A 25775-nucleotide genomic window follows, 5' to 3' on the forward strand; every position below is an offset into this window, starting at 1 on the left:
TCATCAGTTACCTGAACAAATGCATCTGCATCTGCTACATTTCCATCTGCATCTTTAAAACGGATAAATGCCCATGCTTCATCAACGTCTTTTGTATAACTAAAAGTGATATCAACAGTACTATCTGCAGTAACTGTTGCTGGTGGGTTTACTATGGTAATTGAATTTGGCACTGCAACTGTTATTCCTCCAACATTTTCTGTATCTAAAACATCCCAATCAGCCGAAAATAGTTGTGCTTGCAATCCATAATCACTACCTGAATCTGATGGAGACATTACACTTAATGTCAATGTTCCTTCATCATCAAAAACTTCAGCATATATTTGTTCTAAATTACCTTCAGGACCAGTAAAACGAACTAAGGCATAAGCAATAGCAACATCTTTGGTATAACTTAAAGTGATATCAACCATTTCACCTAATGGCACTGAAGAAGGTGGATTAACAATAGAGATAGAATTTGGCGATGGTTCCTCAACTGTAATTCCATCTATGTCTTGAGTAGCCAAAGGCTCCCACTCTGTCGTAAATAGTTGTGCTTGTAAACTATAATCACTACCTGGTGTTTCTGGTGCCTGAAGACTTAAAGTAACTTCTCCTGTTGCATCTGTAACTTCCTCAAATGCTTGATTAAGATTTCCAGAAGCATCTTTAAATCGTATCAAGGCATAAGCCACATCTACATCTTTTTTATAACTTAAAGTAAAGTCAACTGTTGTTCCTATTGTTACTGTAGATGGAGGATTAACAATTGAAATAATATTTGGTGCAGCACTTGGATCTTCAATAGATATTCCTTCAAAATTTTGAGTATACAAATGACTCCAACCTGTAGAAAACAATTGTGCCTGATAACTATAACCATCTCCTGGAGGAGAATCTGCAGGAATTTCAAGACTTAAGGTTTCTGTACCAGAAGGTTCTGTTAACTTTATGCTTACTTCAGTTAGATTATCCGAATCTTTAAATCGTATATAGGCCCAAGCTTCCGCTTCATCTAACGTATAATTAAAAGTAATGTCAACATAAGTACCAGCTTTAACCGTAGTTGGTGGATCAACTATAGTTATGGTGTTTTGTGCTTGCAGTGACATCATAAAGAGCATTGCAAAAAATAATAAGTATAATTTTTTCTTCATAATTATATTTTTATTTGAGTGTTAATTCTAAAAAAGTTAGTGTAACTATACTTTTATACCTTTAATAGGATAAATATACATCTTTTTTTTATAAATGTAACTTTTACATTTAAAAAAATTAAAAAAAATTATTACACAGACAAATAGACTAACCCTTTTACCTTTAAACACTTATACAAAAATGTAATAAATACGGTTTCAAAAGAACAAGAATCAGCCTATTAAAAATCAATCTCTAACAAAAAACTTGGTATTAAGTTAATTTTTAAAAGGTTTAATATAAAATGTGAATTCATAGTGTTTAGGAAGTACTCTATACTTATTTAAAATAGAAATTGCTGTACCTCCAACTCCTGACGTTTTATGATCTAAATTTAAGGTTACATAATCTACCTCTTTTAATTGTCTTCTATAATAAGACCTTGTCATATTATCAGTATCGAACATTTGTACACTTGTATTAAACGGTTGATCTCCCTTTACAAGCAATCCGTACCCCTGGCCATCACCTATTGAAGTCCAATACACATCCGTTTTATTTCCATAATCTTGTGGAATTATATAAGGAACATAATCTTCTTTAACTGTAGTAGAATAAGTACCAAATTTTGCACCAGTTTTTCTATCTGGATAAGTTTCGTAAGGACCTCTTCCGTACCATTTTATATTCTGAAAACTATCAGGCAACTGAAGTTGAAGTCCTATTTTAGGAATCCAATGTGTAAATTCACCTGCTGGCGAAGATTTTGTTTTTACAGTAATTTCTCCATCCTGATTAATTTCATAATTAAATTCATTATAAAACCCAGTAGCATCGTTATTACTTGTAGCTAAAGTGATAATATTCAATCCAACTTTGTTTTCCTTTTTTACAATTTCTATAGATGCTACTTTATGCTTCAAATTATTCAACCCTAAAGCATACCATCCATTAGCCATATTTTTTCCCATACCTTCTTTTTGTTGACCAATAGATACCGTAAAAGTACTCCAAGCATCTAGCTCATTAGCCAATGGGGCACGCCATATATTAAACTTAGGACCTTGTTTTAAAAATTCTTTTTCTTTGTATACAAGAGAAGAAAGCAATCCACTCTCTTTGTCGAAAGTATATGTAAAATCAGCCCCTTTAAACACAATACTTTCTAGTTTATCTTCAATAGTTACATCAGCAACATTAGATGATTTAAGCTTTTCTGAAACAAAAGGAAATTCAAACTGTTCCCAAGCCACTTCATGCCCTTTAGTAGCCCACTTTGTATTCTTAGAGAGGGTAAAACTTATTTCTAAAACATAATGCACTCCTTCTTTTAAATTTTTAGTTTTATATGGAATTTTAAAATTCCCTTTTTTTAAAGGAGCTAAATCAATCAGTAGCGAACCTGATTCTATTTTCTTTCCATTTGCAGATAAAATCCAATTGGCATTTAGGGTATTTAAATTGGTAAAATGAAAACGATTAAAAATTTCAATCTCTCCAATTTCTAAATCTAAAAGTTTTATTTGTATAGGTTGTGGTGATTTTTTTAACTGCCATAATTCAGGTTGAATACTTCTATCTGGCCAAACCAAACCATACGTTCTTCCTGGTAACCCAATTGTGTAATAATGAGATTCATCATTAACCGATTCAAAATCAAGCCAAAGAGAAGCTGAACTTTTTAAATCTTCATTATTATTTAATAAATCATTGATAGCAACAACTTGATTAAATATTCTCACATTATCAATAGTGGTATGTGTAAGATAGCCTAAATGATTGTCTATAATATTAGCAGATTTACCAACATTTACAGGATAAGGTCCATTAACTATGGTACCGCTACAACTTTTTGAAGCCACTTTTTGTCCGTTGATATAAAGTATGAGATTTTCACCATCATATACTCCTGATACTTGATGCCAATTTCCTATCCAATTTTTTGGAAGTTCTGCTTCAACAAAAACTTTCTCTCCAGTATGAACATAAAATTGAATTTTAGTTGCACTGGACTGAATAATACCATATTGATAATTTCCCTTAGTTATAAAATAAGCATCTCCATTATATTCTTCAGGTTTAACCCAAAAAGAGAGCGTAAGTCTATCATCAGAAATATCTAAAGCCTTATCTCTATAGACTTCTAACCAATCATCATGACCACTTAAATATAGAGCTTTTCCAAATTTTCCTTCTTTTAAAAAGGCTTTATTCATTAAAGCAGCACTTATATTATTTGGAGAAGCATCAGGAGTGGTTCTCCATCTGGCATCAATTCCTGGGCTTACCCAATCCCAAATTGCACCACCAGTTAGCCTCGGATATTTATAAATAAGATTCCAATATTCGTCCAACCCTCCAAGTCCATTACCAGCTACAGATAAATATTCATCCATAAACGACGGACGAGAATCTTCTTCTAATGCAAATCGTTTTTCAAGCATAAATGGGGTGACATATCTTGGACCTACAATATCTTCACATTTTATAGGGTTTGTCTTTGGATCTTCATCTCTATTACCACCATACATCCAGGCAGGACGACTTGGGTCTATTTGTTTACCTTCTACAATTAAATCACAAATATTATCACCTGGACCACTCTCATTTCCTGCACTCCATATTACTATTGAAGGGTGATTTCTATCTCGATACACCATTTTTTTCATACGGTCTAAATATTGAGCTTTCCACTCTGGTTGACTAGATAATTGAATATTACTATGAGCTTCATCACCAACCTCATCGACAATATACATACCAAGTTCATCAGCCAACTCTAAATATTCCACATTTGGCGGATAATGACTAGTACGAACACAATTGATATTAAATTTCTTCATTGTTATTAAATCTTTACGCATAGTTTCAACATCCATTGCATGACCCGTTTTCGGATGCATCATATGACTATTAACCGCATTAAACTTAATAGGCATACCGTTAACATAAATGGCTTTATTTTTTACTTCTACTTTTCTAAAACCTATTTTATGACTAAAGACCTCTATTACGCTATCGTTTTCATCCATTAATTCTAATATTAATGTATATAAATACGGATATTCTGCTGACCATTTCTTTGGATTTTCTATATCCATAGAACCTGAAATTTTATCAAAATCTCCTGTTAAAACATTTTTCTCCAGGTTGATTAATTTCTCACTTACAATCTGTTTCTTTTTACCGTCATATAGAGTAGCTCGAACTCCATATTGACGAAAGTTACCCTGTTCAAATTTAGTTACAAAGGCATCAATATTAAGAGTTGCATCTTTATAATTTTCATCTAAATCTGTAGTTACATAAAAATCATGAATATGTACTTTTGGAGTAGACATGATATAAACATCACGATAAATTCCGGCAAGTCTCCAAGTATCTTGATCTTCCAAATACGAACCATCACTATAATGTAAAACTTTAACAGCTATGCTATTTTTTCCATTTTTTAAATAGGGGGTTATATCAAATTCAGATTGCTCCATAGCCCCTTGATTGTAACCAACTTCTTCACCATTAACCCACAAGTAAAAAGCAGATTGAACTCCTTCAAAATGTAAAAAATGTTGTTTTTCTTTCCAGTTTTTAGGGAGTGTAAATGTTCTATAATACGACCCAATTGGGTTAAAATCTTTTGGCACAAAAGGAGGTGTTGCACTATAAGGTTGTCCTATATTTCTAAACTTGGCATATCCAAAACCTTCCATTTCCCAATTAGAAGGAACTTTTATCTGATCCCATTTTTTTCGATTAAAATTCTTTTTGTAGAAATCTTTAGGAGCTTTATCAAGATTTTCTGAGAAATTAAACTCCCAAATTCCATTAAGACTTAAAAAATTAGGCGATGATTTTTTACTCAAATTCAAAGCCTCTTTTACAGTATTAAAAGGCATTAAATTAGCATGAGGTAAAGTTTGGTTACGCTGAAATATTTCAGGGTTTTCCCAATCATTATAAGATTGTGCGGAAGCCAAATTAATTAATATAAAAAAACAACAAAAGAAGAATAAAGCTCTGTATAATTTAATCATGTTCTTTATTTTTATAATTTCAATGGATTAAGACATTAAAAATTCTTTAATACTACTCTTTAAAAATTGATGAATTTATTATCAATTTTATGAAAAAACATTTTCATATTTATTATATTTACCAAATATAGTGTATTTTACACACTTTTAAATATAAAGATAAAAAAATAGATTCTAATCTGCAAAAAAACAATACTTAGAATAGTAAATAACTTGTATAATTAATAGTAATACCTTGATAAATAAATATAAATCTTTATGAAAATTCAAAAAACAATTGTAGCGGTAATTAGTTCTTTTTTTATACTAACATCTTGCAGTGCTCAAAAAAACAAAAAGCAACAATTACCCTATAAAGACAGTAGTTTACCTGTAGAAGTTCGTGTAAATGATTTGTTAGAAAGAATGACACTTGAGGAAAAAGTTTCTCAAATGAATATGTTAAGTCTCAAAAAATTAACATTCAACAAAAAAGGAAATGTTAGTAAAGCATCTTTAGACTCTCTGTTCAAAGGCAAAAGTATTGGAACACTTGAGAGTCCTTTTATTGGAGTTGATGAAATTTCCAAGCTTTCAGAAGCCGCTGATCATTATTTACGAAACAACACTAGATTAGGAATTCCGGCAATTCAGATTGCAGAATGCTTACATGGTCAATTGGCTTTCGGAGCAACTATTTTTCCTCAAACGATAGCTCAGGGTAGTACTTGGAATCCTGATTTGATAAAAAAAATGGGAGCTACCATAGCTAGTGAAGCTACACTTTCTGGAGTTGACCAAGCACTATCTCCTATATTTGATTTAGCTAGAGACCCTAGGTATGGAAGATATGAAGAGTCTTTTGGTGAAGACCCTTTTCTTGTAGCTGAAATGGGAAAAGCTTTCGTTATTGGAATGCAAGGAGAACCAAACATTACAAAGGATAAGATTCCAGATGGAAAATTAATGTGTACTGCAAAACACTATGTTGCTTATAGCAATCCTATTGCAGGTATCAATCTTGGTCCAAATAATTTAGGGCCAAGAGATTTAAGAGATTTACATTTATATCCTTTTAAAAAAGTGATACAAGAAGCCAATATCTATGCTGTTATGCCAGCATATAATGAAGTCAACGGTATCCCATTACACTCCAATACTTATTTGATGAAAGATATTTTAAGAGATGAGCTTGGTTTTAAAGGATATGTTTTTTCTGATTATGAAGCAATTGCTATGCTTAATTACTTTCATAAAATAACAAAAGATGCTTCAACAACAGCTATAGCAGCTTTAAATGCTGGTATTGACCTAGAAGCCCCTTCAAGCTTCGCTTATTCTCAATTACCTGAATTGGTAAAAACTGGTAAAGTTGATATTGCGTTAATTGACAATGCAGTTCGGAATATATTAACTGCTAAATTTAAGGCTGGGTTATTTGATAAGCCATACAAAGCCCCTAAAAAAGTATCAGAACTTATTCATACAGAAGCTTCAAAAAATTTGGCTCGAGAAATTGCCGAAGAATCAATTATACTTCTAAAAAATGAAAACAATCAACTTCCTTTAGATGCCTCAAAATTAACCTCTATCGCTGTTATTGGACCTAACGCTGATCAAGTACAATACGGAGACTATAGTGCTACTAAAGACAACGAATCTGGAGTAACTATTTTGGAAGGAATCAAAAATTTAACAAACAATAAGGTTAAAATAAATTATGCTAAGGGATGTGATATTACTGGAAACGACACCAGTAACATTCCAAAAGCGGTAGAAGCAGCTTCAAAAAGCGATGTAGTTGTTTTAGTTATTGGAGGAACAAGTAGTACGTTATCTGGTATTGGTTGGGGCAAAGACATTCCAAATGATTATCCAACTAGTGGAGAAGGTTTTGATAGAGCTTCTTTAACTCCTCCTGGAGTACAATCAGAATTAATAAAAGCTATTTATGAAACTGGAAAGCCTATTGTATTAGTGATGGTTCATGGTAGAGCATATTCAATACCATGGGAAAAAGAACATATCCCTGCAATTATAGAGGCTTGGTATCCTGGTGAAGAAGGTGGAAATGCTGTTGCCAATGTGTTGTTTGGCAACGTAAATCCGTCTGGTAAATTAACCGTTAGTATTCCAAAAAGTGTAGGTCATGTACCTGTTTTTTACAATCACAAACCTTCGGGAAGAGGTTTTTACAAAAATCCTGGTAGTCCGGAAAAACCTGGTAGAGACTACGTTTTCTCGTCTCCTGACCCTCTTTTCCCTTTCGGACATGGCTTAAGCTATACTAAATTTGAATATACTAACTTAAAAGTAGATAACACCAAATTAGATGCAAATGGAGATGTAAAACTAGCGGTTACAATTAAAAATGCTGGAAAAGTTACTGGAAAAGAAGTTGTTCAAGTATATATCAATGATAAAATTAGTTCTATAACCACTCCTGTCAAAGTATTAAAGGCTTTTAAAAAAATAGAATTACAACCTTCTGAATATAAAACAATTGAATTCTCCATACCTATAAAAGAGTTTGGTTTATGGGATAAAGACATGAACTATATTGTTGAGCCTGGTGAATTTGAAATAATGATAGGAAGTTCTGCCGAGGATATTAGGCTTAATAAAACAATTACCATCAACTAGAAGTATTAATAATTTTTAAAATAAAAAGGCAAATGGTTATTTGAAATCATTTGCCTTTTCTTTTTAAGTTAAACAGATAGCTTACCTCCCTTTTTTACATCACTAAATGTGAATTTACATTTAGTGCAAACGTGTTTTAAGCATTAATTACTTTTAAGATTAAGATTCAGTCTAAAAGGGAAGTGTTTAGCATAACTAAACATTAAACAGACTATTTATTATTAATAGCTAATACTATTTTTAAATAATTAATTTGAGACTGGGCACAAACCCATTATTTTAATAAAAAATAGTTAAACAGTTTTAAATAAATAAGACCAAATGAGATTTATGCTCATTTGGTCTTATTTATTTAAACACAGAAAAGTGTAATATAGCAAAAATTAAATTCTTTCTAACTTAACAGACTTTATAATAATACCATTAGATTGCTTTCCTATATCTAATAATATTCGTGCTGCTGGGGTATCAGCTTTACTCATTGTAAATACTCCTTCGTAAGTACTATATTCTGAATCTACAAGATACAATTCTCCTCCACCATCATATGGTTGATATCCATCTCTACCATCACCGTCACCTACAGAAAATGTAAAATTGAAGTTTCCTTGTCCTGGATAAGCTTTTACCACTAATGTTAGTTTATACTTACCTCCATTTACAAGTGTAAAACCAGGTTTATAAAACTGAACATCCCAATAGTTAGCACCAGGTACAATATCAGTAATAACAATGGTTCTGTTCTCTTCATATACATTTGCAGATCCTCCACCATTCTGATTAGTAATCCAACCGTCAAAACCTTGAGAAAAATCAGATTCATAAAGCGTTTCTGCACCAAGTGATATTGAAACCGAATCAGCCAAGCCAGGATAAGAGATTTCTATTTCAGTTGTTCCTTCGCTAAAAGTTTCTCCATGAGCTGGTGTAGCCACAATACCATAAATATCAAAATCTGTATAGGATACTATTAATTCATCACTACCATCAACTATTAATTTAACAAATAAACCTTTCAAATCTATAGTTTCACCATCTTCATAAGCCACTTTTTCAGGTTTAGTTTCAATTTCTATACCAGTAACATTTAAAGAGTTCACAATAATAGGAACCGCAACCTGAATACCCGAAACATGTCTTACATTAACTTCAGTTCTACCAGCACTCAATTTCTCGTCATTTGCTGGAGTTGGAGTAAGTTTAAACGATTCAAAATCTTCAAAAGCAACGTCTACTGTGCTATTATTTAGTAATGTAAAACGAATTACTGTACCTGAAAGATCTAACCGTTCTCCTATTTCATATTCACTTTTTAATGGTGTTGTTATTAATTCTCCTCTAACTGGAGTAAACCGAACCAGTTCTAATTCTTGAACTGTTTGTACCTCAGTTTCACCATAAGTTATCAGCACTTCAGTATCAGTAGCTTTAATAACATCTCCATGAGCAGGCACGGTTACAATATCTTCTTTTATGTTTTCATACTCAAAATCTTCTTCATCTCCATTCTCATAAACCAATGTAAGAACCATATCCGATAAATCTAATTTTTGTCCATTAACATAATTAATATTAGGTTCTGTTTTAATTCTTATTTCAACAACATCATTGGTAACGTTTATTGGTTGTATTAGACCTTTACCTGTAGTTCCAAATTTAATAGTTACTGATTCGTCAGACAATTCTAGCGGTTTACCATTTTCAGGTTCTGTAATAATCCCTTCTGCTTCAAAAGAACTAAAAGGGATATCTACTGAACCTTCACCTCTATTTACAGTTATAACCATATCAGACAAATTAAGAGTTTCTCCAAGCACGTATTTAACTTGAGGTAAAGTTTTCATAGATATACGATTGATATCAGATGAAGGACCATCATCTTCGCTGTTACATGAAGTATAAAGAACAACAAAGGCGAATGCAACTAGTAAATACGTAAACTTAGAGCGTGTAAATTTTATTGTTTTTTTCATCTGTTAGAATTTTATTTATTTCTATATGGTAAAAAACTTGAACTCATTTAGAAATTATAATCTTAATACATTTTTTGATTTAATGAAACGTACTTATTTAAATTCAACCTCAAATTCTTCGAAGACAGCTGTTCTGTCTCTAACAACTAGGGTATCATTAACCACATGTGTTTCGGTATTATCAATATCCTCGTAGGTATAGTTTAAATAAATTACATCTCTAGGTTTTCCTCCCCATTCATCGCCCTCCTCAACAAATTTACCAGATCCTGTAATATTATATTGGTCTCCTTTAAAACTAGAGATTGTACAAGTACCATCATCGTTAAATGTAAGTTCCAAGACTACATTTCCAGGGCTTGTTTGTTCTCCTCTACCAATTAAATTTTCTAATTTAACCTTATTAAAACCTGTAGTTTCAACAAAAACAACCTCGTCGTCTTCTACATACTCCTCATGATAAACTCTCCCTATTCTATTGCTTGGTTCTGTTATTAAATCTTCTCCTCTTCTAAGGTAATTTCCATGATATTTATTCATATACTTAATACCAAAAAGTGTATAATCTTTTGGTAAAACCTCCCAATCTTCTGGATTTACTCTATCTGGATTATCTACTATACTAACACCTGTAAGAAGACTATCAATATTTTCCGCTTTTGTCATTCGTAAAGGAATTACATAATTAGTTGTATTTACAGCCCCAAAAGAAAGCGTATCTTGAAAAAACGCATCGTGCAACTGTACTTTTATGCGTGCTTTAGTATCTCCAGAAGGAATAATAACAGGACTAATTCTTTCCATAGTATAGTACTCAGCAGGTAAAGCCTTTACGTTCTTCACATTATTTAACAAACTATTATCTACTTCAAAATAGATACTTCGTTCTTTACCATTTTCTCTTACACCAGTCATTAAAGCTGTAATTTCAAAATTATGAGCATTGTCATTATCATTAAAACCTTGATCATATTTACCTAATATAAGAGTACGAGCAGGTGTTTGATATGGAAAATAAGCTGCGATAACATCATAATCATCAAATTCAGGTTCAGAATTGCTACATGACATTGCAATGACTGCACTTATTAGTAAAATTATATTTCTTGTCTTCATCGAGTGAAAAAATTTACAATTGTTCATTTATTATCAATGATTTCATTGTCATTGATGATTTTAACCTTTGGTAACGATTAACTTGTGTTACCAACCAATATTTTGTTCTAATGCATCGAACTTCACTATTTCACTTTGTGGTATCGGTGCATAATTCGGATTCTCATAGTTAGAATATAACCTTTGTTCAACTACAAATTTATTATAGCTACTACCATCATATTTAGAGCCTATAACATTAGGTATATCATCTAACATATTCCATCGTCGTAAATCAAAAAGGCGGTGTCCTTCAAAACAAAGCTCTAATCTTCTTTCATTACGAACAAGGTCTCTCATTTGTTCTTTTGTACTGATACTAGATAAATAAGCATCTCCAGAATCAAGTCCAATTCCTGCTCTTTTCCTTAGAGCTTCAATAATTGTTCTAGCAGACATTCCATCAACCATATAATCTGGCCCTCCTAATTCATTAGCCACTTCTGCAAGCATTAGATAAAGATCAGTATATCGTAAAAATACATTCATTTTTTCAGATGCAGAAACACTACCATCACTACTTATTACTACTCCTGGATCTAATAATTTTTTTAGATAATATCCAGATCTAGTTGAGCGAAACTGCACCCTATCTATTTCATCACTACCACCACCAACACCAGTATAAATAATTCTGTTATTTAAATCGTTTCCATTGTATAGAATATATTTCTTTAATCTAGGATCTCTGTTATTAAATGGATTCTGAGGATCATATTCAGGATGACTTTCTGAGAAAGGGAAACCATCTAACATAGGAAATGCATCTACTAAATTTTGAGATGGATTTAGTTTACCTTCACCATTTAAAGAAGGTGGATAATGTTGTTTTTCTAACCAAGTAAAATTTGTAGAAACATTTTCACGCCATAGTACTTCTGGAAAATTTCGAGTACCAATATTAAAATCGTAAAAATCATAATACCCTTCAGGGTCTATTCCTGCAACCCCACCATTATCACTTAATAGTTCTCCAAGTATATCTGCTGCTTTTTGATAATAATCTCCAGAACCATCCATAAATGCAGGACTAGCAGCTAAAAGGTTAAGTTTTGCCTGAAAAGCTTTAATAATTCTTCCGCTTATACGACCATCTTGTGTAGTTCCAAAAACATATTGGTATATATCATCATCTACACCACTATATCGAGATGGCTGTTTTGAAAGATCTCCATCCCAATCCATTGGCAAATATTCTAATGCTTCATTAAAATCGTCATTAATCATTTGTACAGTTACTTCAAAATCAGGTCTTGGTAAATTAAAATCTGCATCATGTTCTAAAAACTCCGTAATGTAAGGCACTCCTAAAAGTTTACCAGAAGTTCCTAAACCACCATGCTCTTGAAGAATCCAAAAATGTCTTAAAGCTCTCATAGCAATAGCCTCACCATACATACGCTGTTTAAAAAGATTATTAGTTTCTTCATCTCGTTTCCATTGAACCTGATCAATAACGGTAAGAAATTTATTTACATAAAGCACTTGTTGATATTGTCCCCATCGGCTTGAAAAAGGATTATCGGCATTCCATTCTCCTGTTGCCATTCTACTATAACCACTAAGGTAATTAGTAACAGCATCATCAGTAGATGTGTCGTTAAATAAAAACTGATTAGGCATGCCTTCATAGGCATCTAACAATAGCCCTTCTGCCATAGCTGGGTCAGAAGTTAATCTATCATCTCCAGACAAATTTTCATCGAGAGGTTCAAAAGTATTACATCCTACAACGAATAGTAGAATCAATAAGAGAAATGTATATTTTATAAGAGTCTTCATATCTAGATCTAATTTTTTCAGTTAAAACTTCACTCTAAGTCCCAATGAGTAATAACGGTACGACGGAGCATAACCCAAGCTTAATTGCTTTATATCTTTATTATTAGCAAGCATTAACAGGTTAGAACCACTAGCATATACACTAAAATCTTCCATATTAAGATTAGACACCCATGTTTTAGGAAGGTCGTATGTTAATTGTACGCGTTCAATTTTAAAATTACTATTATCATACATCCAGAAATCTGATGTTTGACCAAAGTTATTGGTGTTTTCTATAGAAGATAATCGTGGAAACGTAGCTATTTCAGCTGTAGCTTCTGTCCATCTACCTCTAACAATTTCAGAATATTTATCTCCACCTTGTGGCTGATAATAGCTATTTGAGACCATTGCATCACTACCTGTTTGAGCAGTTAGTAAGGTGAATAGAGTAAACGATTTATAATTTAATTTAATGTCTGCTCCAAAAGTCCATGGAGCATCCCAACGACCAATAACTACCTGATCTTGATCGTTTACCACACCATCATTATTTACATCTCTATATTTTATATCTCCAGGTTGTACACTACCAAATTGTGTTGGCACGCCATCTTTTAAAGTACCGTCAGTATTAAAATCATCTAAGGTAAAAAATCCTAGAGATTGAAGTCCCCAATAGGCGTCAATTTCTGTTCCTTTTCTATATTGATACTCATCTGCGTATACCTCATCTACTTTAGTTAGTTCAGAAGCTGTATGAAGCACACGAGCACCAATATTCATGCCAACCTCTCCTATCTTATCAAAATAAGTTACACCAAATTCAAATCCTGAACGTAGCTCTTCATTATAATTAGAATAGGGACGAAAAGCATTATAATATTCAGGATATACTGTAGATACTCTAGTAACCTTATCTTCTAAAGTAGAACGGAAATAATTAGCTTCTACCCATAATTTATCAAAAACAAGTCCTTCAAAACCAAGATTAAAGTCCACTCTTTTTTCCATACCTAAGCTATTGTTTTGACCTCTATCTATTTTAGTATAGCCATTAGAAGAGCTTAATCCGTAATGATCTCCCCAATAATAATTACCTTCATTTTGTCTGTAAATTGCATCATACAAGAAATATCCTGGAATTCCTAAATCTGAATAAACAATTCCGGCAGATGAGCGTATTTTTAAATAATTTAGCCAAGTTAAATTTTTAAATAATGGTTCTTCAGATAACACATAAGCCAACCCTAATGTAGGAGCCAATTTACCTCTATTTCCTTCAGCCAATTTAATTGAATGCACATAAGAAGTATTGATATCTAATAAAAATTTGTTTTTAAAACTATAATTTAGACTTAAAGCAGCATTAGAATTTTTATCAGCTTGTTGTACATTTCTTTCGTGTGTATGGTTAAAGAAACCTATTAAAGAAGCTTTTAATAAATGATCTTCTTTTAGTTGTTTTTCATAATTTATCAAACCATAAAATCCGTATCTGATAGTAAACGTATTTGTTTCTACTTCTTCTTCTTGCCCTACCCTGTCAGGACTTCCCACATTAACTAGATCAATAATTTTATTATCATCACTCCAAGTAGGTTGATATATTGCAAATTCATTATTCACTGTTAAATTATACCGATTATAAAAATCGAAACTTAAATAAGTTTTTGCAGACAAGCCTTCAGTAATAGAACTAAGGTCAAAATCAATAGAATTATTTACTTGACTAATTCTTGTCATACTAGTTTGACGTCCTCCTCCAAATATTTGTGCTAATGGAACATTATCACTATAAGATTGGTTGCCACCTAAAATAAAGCCGTTATATTTATTTGCAGCTTCAACAGTACCTTGCAGGTTAGGATTTCCTGTAAAATCTATTAAATCTATTGGAAGTAATGGGGCATATAAATTTGGTTTAAAAGTTTGTCCTGCACTATAAAGGTTAGCTAATGAACTTTTATTTTGTTCAATAATTGCAACCGCATCTAAGCTACTTGTAATCCAATCATTAATTCTAAAATCAATATTACCTCTTACATTAAAACGGGTTGTTCCTTTATCATTATCGCTAACATCTTGTAAGCTTCTATCTGATTTAAATCCAACATTTATATAATATCTTGTATCCTTTATTCCTCCAGAAAAATCAGCTATAACATTGGTAAATGATGCTTGAGATTTAAAATAATCATTAGAATAAAAATCAACATCTGGATATCTATACGGATTAACTCCACTACTAAAATTCGCAATGTCTTGATCTGAATAAATCGGAGACAAACCATCGTTTAAGCGAGCTTCGTTATAATATTGCATATATTCAGCTGAATTGAGATACTTAGGCATAGAAATTGGATTTTTTATCCCTGTACTTGCACTCACATTAAACTCGGTTTTATTTGACCCTCGTTTTGTTGTAACAACAATTACTCCATTTTTACCCATAGAACCATATAGAGCAACAGCACTTGCATCTTTCAATATGGTAATTTCTTGGATTTCTTCCATATTAAGAAGATCTATTGATCTTCCCGGAATACCATCAACAACTATCATGGCATCTCCTAGGCCCCGAATGTTATCGCTGTATTTAAGCCCAGTTATTTTACCATATAGAGCATCTCGTACCCATTGGGTATTATCATATTTTAAAAATTGATTAGGTTCAATTGAAGAAACAGCACCAACTGCATTTCTTGTTTTGTCTTTGCGAAAACCTAAATTTATCTCCTTGTCAATTTTTGAAGCCAACTTATCAACCTGATCGGTTAATTTGATACTATCGATAGCAATAGTGTCAGTATTTTGGATGTTTTGCCCAGCCAATGCAAAAGAAAACAACATAAAGCTTCCTATGCACAGTAGAGATTTTTTATATTTAATAAAGTGTATCATAAATTTGGTTGTTAATATCTAATACAGAAAATAGCTACTACGAATTACCATCCTGGATTTTGAGGAAACCCTTCATAAAGTTGAGTATCATTTTTAGGAAGTGGTAACCAATAATGTTTTTCTTCAAAAACCCTTGTTCTTAAAACTTCTTCTACCATATTAATAGGTTTACCGTCTGCATTTCTATCAAATCGGATTCCAGTTTTTAATTTATATTTCATGTCTGTACCTACTTTCCATCTTCTAATATCCATCCATCGATGATTTTCCCATGACATTTCCATAGCACGTTCACGACGTATTTCATCCATAAATACATTAGGACTTGTTAGATACATGTCATCTACTTCCATACTACCATCAGGCATAGCACGATTTCTAAGCACATTAATAGCGTCTAAAGCAGAAAGATTAAAACCATCTGGTTTACCATGAATTCCATATCCCATAACAGCAGCTTCAGCGTACATTAAATATACATCTGTTAGTCTTACATGATTTCTCCATGCAAACAAGCTTTGGTTATCATATTTATTATATGATCTTGGGTACCATTTTTTAGCTACATATCCTGTTCTGGTTCCATTAGTTTTTCCTGGATATCTATGTGCACCACCATCATAAAACTCAGCATATCTATTTACTGTATCTGCACCAGTAACAGCACCTAAATTATCTACTAATTGATCTCCATCAACAACAATCCATTTATAAAAACGAGGATCTCTATTACTCCATGGATCGTCAGGATTATAAAGAGGACTATCATCACAGGCTAATCCATCTTTCATTCCAAAATAATTATGAATATAATTATGTGTTGGAGAATTAAGGGCATTAGATTTACCTATTGCACCTAACTGCCAAGCATCTCCTAAATATCCACCAAACCAACCTACAAATCCAGATTGTCCAAAAATGTATTCGGAATGGTAAGAATATTTTCCATCAGTAGAATAAAAAACAGATTCGTAATTATCCCAAGGTACTAATTGATATCTAGGTATCTCTATAACTTTAGCAAACGCATCTGCAGCTTGCTTACAAAGTTCTTTATCATAGCCGTAAGTATCATTACTATTTTGCATTAACGGACTAGCCGCAAATAATAAGTTTTTTGCTTTCATCGCTAGGGCAGCTCCTTTTGTTAGTCTAAACATATTCTGCCCTCTAGTTTTAGCACCAGGAGCCCAATTTGCATCATCCCAATCTACAGGTAACAATTCTGCTGCTTTATCAAAATCTTTGTCAATTTTAAGAGCTGTTTCTGCCCATTCTGTAGGCCTTGGTATTCGCCAATCATCTTGTAAAACTCTATCTATATAAGGCATTGGCCCCCAAAATTTCATGATTTCATGATGAAAGAAAGCTCTAAAAAAATAAGCTTGCCCTAAAATAGCATCCTTTTCTTGTTGAGTAGCATCTACCATTAAAGAATCTGCATTAGCAATAACAACATTAGATTTTCTTATCCCTGCCCAACTACTAGGCCATACTGCACTTTTATCCATTGGAGTATCTGCACTTGTATCTGCTTTTCCACTAAAATAATTGAAATCATTTTGCCAATCCCAATATGTTCCTTGATCTGAAGAATAATCAAAAATCCAACTTTCAACACCAATAGCATCTTCTCCATAATAAGAATAAGCAGACCAAAAAGGCACAGAATAATCTACAATCATAGCATACATTTCTTCAACAAAACCTTGAGCATTATCAAAGTTTTTAAAGACTTCATCTATAGTAAGATCAGTTTCTATAGTTTTATCCAGATAGTCCTCGCAGGAATTCATAACTCCAACAAGACATAATAAACCGATTAATTTGTATAAATTTTTCATTGTCTTTTATTAAAAATTAATTGTTACCCCTAAATTCATTCTTTTAAAGGTTGGATAATTACCTCTATACTCAGACTGATTTCCAATATTTTCTTCCCTATCATCAGGAAGATCTGACCAAAAAGCTAGGTTATTACCATTTAAAAATATTCTATATTGACTTCCGTTTTTTGACCCGAAAGTGTATGCTAACTCTACATTTTGCAACCTTAAATAAGATGCATCATACCAATACCTGTAAGGATCAATACCTCCTGAAGAACCTCCATACGAAGGAAGAATATCCACACCATCAGGATTATTAACACTCCAATAATCAGATTTATGATCAAAAAACAAAGGCGTACTTGCCGCAAATGTTCTGTCTTGATATTCTTTTGTGGTATTACTTACCCCATAAAACTGAACCATAAAAGATAAATTTTTATATCCAGCTCCAAGAGTTAGGTTATATGTATTTTGAGGACGGGTTGGATAACCATAAGGCACGTTATCATTATCATTTATTACACCGTCTCCATTATAATCAATCATATCATAAGATCCTGGTCTAGCTGCACCTTGATTATTTTCAACTGGAGAAGAACCATAAACATCATCCCAAGATTGCATCATATCACCTCTAATAATAGTTCTATGCTGTCCAATAGGATATCCTTCATCTTTTTGATATGCCTCTTGTAATGCAGGATCTTCTTTATAAATCACTTCATCCTTAGCGGTGGTGTAAGCAAAATTTGCTGACACATCCAAGTCATCGGTTAACTGCTTTTTAAAGTTTAAAGCAACTTCTAACCCTTTAACACTAGTTTCACCAAGATTTACATCTGCAGGGTCAAAACCTAAGAAACTAGGAACACTTCGATCTTCTGCAGGAATTATAATATCATGTCTATCTTCTTGAAAATAGTCTACATCTAACGAGAACATATTTCCAAGAACTGCCATTTCGAAACCTATATTAGCTTTTTCTGAAGTTTCCCATTGTAAATCAGGATTTCCAATTACACTCTCAGCATAATACGTATATGGAGATTTTTCTCCCCACACATTAGCATTATTCATATATGCACTTCCTCCATTTGTCCATTGAGATAAATAAGCCCATCTATTTCCAGCCGAATCATCACCTACAACCCCATAAGAACCACGTATTTTTAGTTTATCTAACCAAGTTACGTTTTCCATAAAAGATTCATTACTAACCATCCATCCTAATGCCGCTGAAGGAAACAATTCGAATTTATATCCTGGTCCATATTTTTCAGATCCATTATAAGCACCATTTACATCTATAAAGTAACGATTATCATAATTATAAACCAGTCTAGTTACCCAATCTTCTCTATAACGAGGTAACATATCACCAATAGCATATTCTTCTCTATTCATCAATCCTAACAGACTTACATTATGTTTATCTGCAAATGTTTTATCGTAATTAAGTGAAAATTGATAAAACAACCTTCTACTGGTCTGCCAATCTTGAATTTCAAGAGCATCTCTGGTCCAAGGTTGAATTACGTAATCAAACTGATTGGTTCCAGAAGGAGCAATAATTTGCTCAGTACCATCAGAAAGATATACTCTATAAATTACATTATCACCACCTGAAGGATCAGGATCATTAATACCTCCTTGTCCTCTAAAGTTATTATCATATGACAATGAAGCTTTAAAAGCTAACCCCTCTGTAATAAAGTCTAATTTTTGAGTAAGAGCGAAGTCAGTATTTACTTGAACTCTATGATTTTTTGTAGAACCTTTGGTAGATAATACTACTGCCGGATTGGCAAGCTCGTAATTTTCAACAACAGTTCGTCCATAAGCACCATCAGGATATATTGGATAAAATAAACTTGGTGCCAAATTATAAATACTACTATAGAGTAATTGACTATCTGCATTGCTACCATTTTGAATTCCATAATGTCCAGATAAATTTACTGAAAAGCGTGTAGACTTAGTTATATCAAAATCTATATTACTTCTAAAGTTGAAACGATCATAATCAAAATTAGGAGCATAATCTCTTCCATTATTAAATGAACCACCATCAAAAATATCACCTACGTGCTGATAACCTAATCCTCCAAAATATTTTACAGCATCTGTACCACCACTAACTGAAAGATTTACTTTATGATCCATGGCAAAATCCTTTTGAGTAACATCAACCCAATCAACATCAGGATATACATACTGATCCGTTTCATTTCTACGATTTCTATATCTATCTGCAATTTCTGCAGGTGTATATTGCCCCCAAACCTCTTCATTTATAGACACCACTCTTTCAATAGCCTCATTGGTTACCATAATAGCATCGTAAGAATTGTATTTTTCAGGTAATTTTGAAGGCATCTTTATCGATGAACTTGCCGTAACTGAAAGTTGAGCTTTTCCTTTTTTACCACGTTTTGTCGTAATAAGAATAACTCCATTAGCACCTTTAACCCCAAATACCGCAGTTGCAGATGCATCTTTTAGCACAGACATACTTTCTATATCACTGGAGTTAACATCATTCATACTTCTTTCTATTCCATCGACAAGAATTAACGGTTGTCCACCGCCATTCCAAGTACTTTGTCCACGAATATAGATAGCAGGATTTTCATCACCTGGACGCCCGGTAGAAGACACTGTTACCACACCAGGCAAACGACCAGTAAGAGCCTGACCAACTGTAGGCACACCTCCAGATTGTACCAAATCATCACCTGACACTTGAACAATAGAACCTACTACACTTTCTTTTTTCTGTTTTCCATAACCAACAATAACAACTTCATCAAGTACAGAAGCTTCAGCAACCATAACAATATTTATTTCGGTTCTACCATTAACTTTAATAGTTTGAGTAGCAAAACCAATATAACTTATTACTAGCACCGCATCTTTTGGAACTTCAATAGAATAATTACCATCAAAATCTGTCATTACTCCATTGGTGGTACCTTGCTCAATAATATTAGCACCAATTACAGCCCCAAACTCTGCTTCCGTGACAGTACCTCGCACAGTAATTTTTTCAGAATTAGTTTGTGCAAAGAGAGCAAATTGGGAAATAAAAATCAATACAAAAAGCCCTATGTTAATAACATACTTCAAACTAGAATCGGGCCGTTTTGTGTAAGGAACTTGTTTTTTCATCTCTATAATATGGTTGATACTTGTTTTTAACTCTAACTACATTACCTGATAATATCTAACAGTTAATCTAATAATTATATAAACTTCTATATAAAATATTTAAAAAACTATTATTTTACTAACCTAAATACCAAATGCCTAAATATATCTCTTAAAAGTAAAAGTGACACGACGTATTTTATATTAAATGTATTTTTTACATTTACAAATATAAGGAAAGAATTTTCTATTTAACAAATTTTTCACAATAAAAATGTGACTTTAACACTTATTAGTTTATCTTAGCCTCTTTCTTAATCATAAAGAAATGTTATTTTTGACAACTATTTGACATTCAACTAAAAAAAATTCAGTAAAGAAAAATGAAAATAACCAGTAAAGACTCCTCAAAAAAAGATGCAAACATGAAATTACAATATTACCAAAAAGAAGATCAGGTATTATTAGCAGTAGATTGTATCATTTTTGGATTTGATAAAAAAGACCTCAAAGTTCTACTTGTAAAGCGTGATTTTGAACCAGAAAAAGGAAAATGGTCTTTAATTGGTGGCTTTTTAAAAAGAAACGAAAATTTAGACGAAGCAGCTAACCGCGTATTAAACACACTAACGGGAATCAAAGATATATACATGGAACAATTTTACACGTATAGTGAAATTGATAGAGATCCTGGTCAACGAACAATTTCAGTAGCATACTTTGCTTTAATTGATGTACATTCTCATCAATTTGATGGAATATTAATTGATGGTGCACAATGGTTTAAACTCAACAAACGACCACAATTAATTTTTGACCATAATCAAATGGTTCAAAAAGCAATTAATAGATTAAGGCGTAAAACACAAACCAAGCCAATTGGTTTTGAATTATTACCAGAAAAATTTACAATGCGTCAACTTCAAAATTTATACGAATCTATTTTAGATTGTAAATTAGACAAAAGAAATTTTATTAATAAAGTAAATCAACTAGATATTTTAGACAAATTAGACGAAAAGGACATGACTAGCTCAAGAAAAGGATCATTCTTATATAGGTTTAATGAAAAAAAATATAAAGAAAAATTAGAAGAAGGATTTAATTTTAAAATTTAATTGCCTTACACATATAAACCTTTGTTAATATTAAACTAAATTTAAATAATCAACTTTATATCCCCTAAAATGAAGTTTATTATCTTTAAACTTTAAAACTCTACATCATTATAGTTTAATACGTTTTACTTAAGAATAACTAAAAATTAAGTAATAACCTTGAATTATTCTTTAAATTAGTCACTATAAATAAAATGTGTTGAAGCAACATGGGGATAAAAAGAATAGCAAAATTAGCAAATGTTTCTATAGGTACTGTTGATCGGGTCTTACATAAACGACCAGGTGTTTCAAAAGAAACTGAAAAACGGGTCTTAAAAATTATTAAAGAAACCGGGTATTCAAAAAACACAACTGCTAGCCGATTAAAATTGGCATCAGTAAAAAAAATAAAATTTGCAATTTTAATACCAAAAAGTGGTAGTAAATGGAGTTATTGGAAACAACCTAAAAAAGGAGTTTTAAAAGCAATTGAAGAACTAACCGAACTTGGTGTTAAGGCCGATTTTTATGAATTTTCAGATGAAGCCACATTTATAGATAAACACGATACCATTTTTAACAAAAATTACGACGCCATAGTAACGGTTCCTTTTTTTAAAAAAGCGAGTAATTCGTTATTAAAAATAGCAGATTCTAAAAACATTCCGGTTGTATTTTTAGATACAGAAATAAAATTGGATAAAAATGCCCATTTCATTCGTCAAAACGCATTTAAAGCAGGCATGGTAGCAGGGAGGTTGCTTCACGGTTTAGTTGGAAAAGATGGACACTATTTTGTAATAAATATTTCTAATGACAAAGGCATTCATGCCAACGGAAAACAACGAGAAAACGGCTTCAAATCATTTTTTAAATCAATTGATAAAAATGTCAAAATACATACTATAAATCATCCTGTAGGCAACACTTTTGAAATTTCAAAAGAGATGAAACTTAAATTTGAGAATACGAATTCAAAAGGAATATTTGTAACTAATTCTAGAGCACATCTAATTCCTCCTTTATTAAAAAAATACAACATTAAAAATACATTTGTTCTTGGGTTTGACTTAAACAAAGAAAATTTGAAATGTTTACACACTAATGAAATTGACTTTATCATTAATCAAAACCCAAAACAGCAAGGATATAAAGCTATAAAGGGATTGTATAAATACATAACAGAACAAGATACCTCAGAACTTAACATAGATATTCCAATAGATATTATTGTTAAAGAAAACATTATAGACGATACTCAAATATTATAATAGTAATGTAAAATTACCGAATTACAGCCCAAATAGTCGGGGCAAAAACAGCGAAATTTCCTCAACATATGTAATCAACATCAACACTCCAACCATAATTGCTAAAAATGGCAACAATGGTTTAATTACCTGCGTAACTGAAACTTTAGCCACACCACTACCTACAAACAATAATGTGCCCACGGGCGGAGTACAAATTCCTATACATAAATTTAACACAATTACAATTCCGAAATGCACTGGATCCATTCCTAGCGTAGTAACAACTGGTAAAAATATAGGTGTAAATATTAAAACAGCTGGCGTCATATCCATAAAGGTTCCTATGATAAGTAAAATAATATTAATAGCTAAAAAGATTGCAATTTTATTACTTAAAGAATCTAATAGAAACGAACTTATCATTTCTGGAATTCCTTCAAATGAAAATAACCATGACATCGCCATAGAAGTACAAATTAAAAACATAACTACTGCTGTGGTTTTGGCACTAGTTAATAACACTTCAGAAAAATCTCTCATTTTGATATCGCCGTAAATCAATGCTAAAATTGCTGCATATAATACTGCAATAACAGACGCTTCTGTTGCAGTAAAAACACCAGCAACGATACCTCCAACAACAATAAACAGGAGTAATAAACTAAAAAAAGCCTTTCTAAAAAATGTCCAAACTTCTATAAAAGTTGCACGCTTACCTCTTGTAAAATTTTTACTAACAGCTATAAAAGCAACATAGCCCATAATGGCAAAACCCAATAATATTCCCGGTAAATAGCCTGCAACAAAAAGTGCTGCAACAGAGGCTGCTCCTCCACTTGCTAAGGCATATACGATAAGTATATTACTTGGCGGAATTAATAAACCTGTTGTCGAAGACGTAATATTTACTGACGCACTTAACGTTCTTGGATAACCTTCTTCTTCCATTCGGTCAGTCATTATAGAGCCAATTGCTGATGCCGCTGCTAAAGCCGAACCAGATATGGCTCCAAAAAGCATAGAAGCCAATACATTTACATATGCCAATCCACCTGGAAGACTTGCTACTAAAGATTTTGCAAAATTTATAAGTCGATTAGCAATTCCTCCACGCTTCATAATTTCTCCAGCTAAAATAAAAAAAGGAATAGCTAACAATGCAAAACTATCAATACCAGTAGTCATCCGTTGAGCAACTGTTGTTACCCCTGGCATTTTATCAATATTTAATAATAAACTAAGGGTAGTAGAAATTCCAATACTGTATGCAACAGGGACTTTTAATAATAAAAGCACAAAAAAACTAACAAATAAAACGATTATACTTATTACTTCTAGGCTCATAATTAATTTGGTATTTTGTTCGTATAAATTCTTGAAATGTGATAAATGGAAAAGCACATGATAAGGAAACCACTAAATGGCATAATGGCATAAATATAGCCCAAAGGGACTTGTAATGTCCCTGAAAGTTGATTTAAATGCAAAGTGGTATAAACCAAATTTACCCCACCTATTACCATGACTATTAATGCAAACAGAAATATTAATACTTCAATTAAAAGAGATGCTTTTCTTTTATTTTTTTCAGAGAACTTTTGATATAAAAAATCCATAGACAAATGTTCTCTTTTAGCATTGAGATAAGCAGCACCTAACACTGTCATCCAAATTAATGAAAACCTTGCAAACTCTTCTGTCCATGCAAAAGATTGTCCTATAAAATATCTGGAAAAAACTTGAAATAAAACATCAAATACTAAAAGAGCAAAAATTACAATGAGAAACCATTCTAAAACTTTACTTATCTTATTAAATACCCGTTCGGCTTTTCCCATAGTTATTGATTTTTAATTTGATCTACAATAGTTGCCATTTCGGGATTATTTTTAACAAAATCTTCCAACACAGATTTAGACTTTTCTGTAAACAAAGATTTGTCAGGTTTAATAACCTCAACTCCTGCTTCTATGGCAATTTTCATAGACTCTTCTACAGATTCATTCCAAAAAACTTTTTCTGCTTGAGCACTCTCATCTGCTGCTTTCTGAACCCATTTTTTTTGCTCATCAGTTAATTTATTCCAATATTTAGTGCCTATTAAAAGTACATCGGGTACGGCAGAATGTTCGTCGAGCGTATAATATTTACAAATTTCATAATGATTTGAAGACACAAAAGAAGGCGGATTATTTTCAGCACCATCTACAACTCCCTGTTGAATGGCTGTATATAACTCACTATACGATAAAGGAGTGGCAGACCCTCCCATAGAATTCACCATATTAATGGCCATCTGATTGTTCATTACCCTAATTTTAAGGCCACTTAAATCATCAGGTGTTCTAATAGCTTTATTACTGGTATAAAAACTTCTGCTACCAGCGTCATAATAGCAAAGCCCTCTTAACCAAAATTTAGATCCTTTTTCTAATATCGACTTTCCTATTGGACCTTCTAAAACATCGTATTGATGTTGTTTATCTCTAAACAAATAAGGAACTCCAAAAATATGATATTCAGGCACAAAATTAGACAATGTAGCGGCACTTACTTTGGTGGCAGCAACACTACCTATTTGCAATAATTCTAATACTTCTCTTTCTGAACCTAATTGAGCATCTGAAAATATTTTTACTTTTAGTGTACCATTAGATTCTTTTTCTAATACTCTTTTAAACTCTTCCATCCCTTTATGAACAGGATGAGTCCGAGGTAAACCATGTGCTAAGTACAACATTTTTGTACCATCATCTTCTTTACAAGATATTAAGTTTGCAAAAAGAAATACTAATAGTATTAGTTTATAATTCATTAGATTAGTGATGTTGAGTTGTTTGAGTACTTATTATTTAACAAATATAACAAA

Annotated in this window: 14 protein-coding genes; 3 read left to right on the forward strand and 11 right to left on the reverse strand. The window is 32.2% G+C overall.

Features of this window, described 5'->3' with window-relative positions; all coding sequences use genetic code 11:
• A partial coding sequence (locus EGM88_RS14015; protein WP_148084091.1) for a hypothetical protein occupies positions 1-1142 on the reverse strand: 1142 nt, incomplete at its 3' end.
• Positions 1143-1400: 258 nt separating this feature from the next.
• Positions 1401-5156 (reverse strand): glycoside hydrolase family 2 TIM barrel-domain containing protein, encoded by a 3756-nt coding sequence (locus EGM88_RS14020; protein ID WP_123899055.1) that lies wholly within the window; start codon positions 5154-5156, stop codon positions 1401-1403.
• A gap of 258 nt (positions 5157-5414) precedes the next feature.
• Between EGM88_RS14020 and EGM88_RS14025 the strand changes: the two genes are divergently transcribed.
• Positions 5415-7778, forward strand: coding sequence for a glycoside hydrolase family 3 N-terminal domain-containing protein (locus tag EGM88_RS14025; RefSeq protein ID WP_123899056.1), 2364 nt, complete (start codon positions 5415-5417; stop codon positions 7776-7778).
• Between the two features lie 383 nt (positions 7779-8161).
• On the opposite strand, the gene EGM88_RS14030 is transcribed toward EGM88_RS14025, so the two are convergent.
• From EGM88_RS14030 to EGM88_RS14055, 6 genes are all read right to left on the reverse strand, one after another.
• Entirely contained in the window at positions 8162-9751 is a 1590-nt protein-coding gene (locus tag EGM88_RS14030) for a carbohydrate binding domain-containing protein (RefSeq protein WP_123899057.1), read from the reverse strand.
• Between the two features lie 93 nt (positions 9752-9844).
• On the reverse strand, positions 9845-10867 hold the full coding sequence (locus tag EGM88_RS14035; protein ID WP_162497590.1) for a DUF5627 domain-containing protein: 1023 nt from the start codon (positions 10865-10867) through the stop codon (positions 9845-9847).
• Positions 10868-10954: 87 nt separating this feature from the next.
• The gene (locus tag EGM88_RS14040; protein WP_123899059.1) at positions 10955-12688 is read right to left on the reverse strand and encodes a RagB/SusD family nutrient uptake outer membrane protein; all 1734 of its coding nucleotides are present in this window, start codon (positions 12686-12688) and stop codon (positions 10955-10957) included.
• 21 nt (positions 12689-12709) lie between these two features.
• A complete protein-coding gene (locus tag EGM88_RS14045) occupies positions 12710-15574 on the reverse strand; it encodes a SusC/RagA family TonB-linked outer membrane protein (RefSeq protein ID WP_123899060.1) in 2865 nt (954 codons plus the stop codon).
• Between the two features lie 44 nt (positions 15575-15618).
• Positions 15619-17418: a RagB/SusD family nutrient uptake outer membrane protein gene (locus tag EGM88_RS14050; RefSeq protein ID WP_123899061.1), complete on the reverse strand. Its 1800-nt coding sequence runs from the start codon at positions 17416-17418 to the stop codon at positions 15619-15621.
• 9 nt (positions 17419-17427) lie between these two features.
• Positions 17428-20574 (reverse strand): SusC/RagA family TonB-linked outer membrane protein, encoded by a 3147-nt coding sequence (locus EGM88_RS14055; RefSeq protein ID WP_123899062.1) that lies wholly within the window; start codon positions 20572-20574, stop codon positions 17428-17430.
• 362 nt (positions 20575-20936) lie between these two features.
• Here EGM88_RS14055 and EGM88_RS14060 point away from each other — a divergent pair, with 362 nt between their 5' ends.
• Positions 20937-21671 (forward strand): NUDIX hydrolase, encoded by a 735-nt coding sequence (locus EGM88_RS14060; protein WP_394336880.1) that lies wholly within the window; start codon positions 20937-20939, stop codon positions 21669-21671.
• A 209-nt stretch (positions 21672-21880) separates the two neighbouring features.
• Entirely contained in the window at positions 21881-22924 is a 1044-nt protein-coding gene (locus EGM88_RS14065) for a substrate-binding domain-containing protein (RefSeq protein WP_123899063.1), read from the forward strand.
• Between the two features lie 21 nt (positions 22925-22945).
• Here the strand turns inward: EGM88_RS14065 and EGM88_RS14070 are convergent, their stop codons facing one another.
• From EGM88_RS14070 to EGM88_RS14080, 3 genes are read right to left on the reverse strand one after another with little or no spacing between them, the layout of a single operon-like run.
• Positions 22946-24250, reverse strand: coding sequence for a TRAP transporter large permease (locus EGM88_RS14070; RefSeq protein WP_123899064.1), 1305 nt, complete (start codon positions 24248-24250; stop codon positions 22946-22948).
• Between the two features lie 2 nt (positions 24251-24252).
• Positions 24253-24744, reverse strand: a complete 492-nt coding sequence (locus EGM88_RS14075; protein ID WP_123899065.1) for a TRAP transporter small permease — start codon at positions 24742-24744, stop codon at positions 24253-24255.
• Between the two features lie 2 nt (positions 24745-24746).
• Complete coding sequence (locus EGM88_RS14080; protein ID WP_203229472.1) at positions 24747-25721, reverse strand: TRAP transporter substrate-binding protein; 975 nt, start codon at positions 25719-25721, stop codon at positions 24747-24749.
• Positions 25722-25775 lie beyond the last annotated feature (54 nt).

This window comes from Aureibaculum marinum (genome assembly GCF_003813905.1).
GTDB lineage: Bacteria > Bacteroidota > Bacteroidia > Flavobacteriales > Flavobacteriaceae > Aureibaculum > Aureibaculum marinum.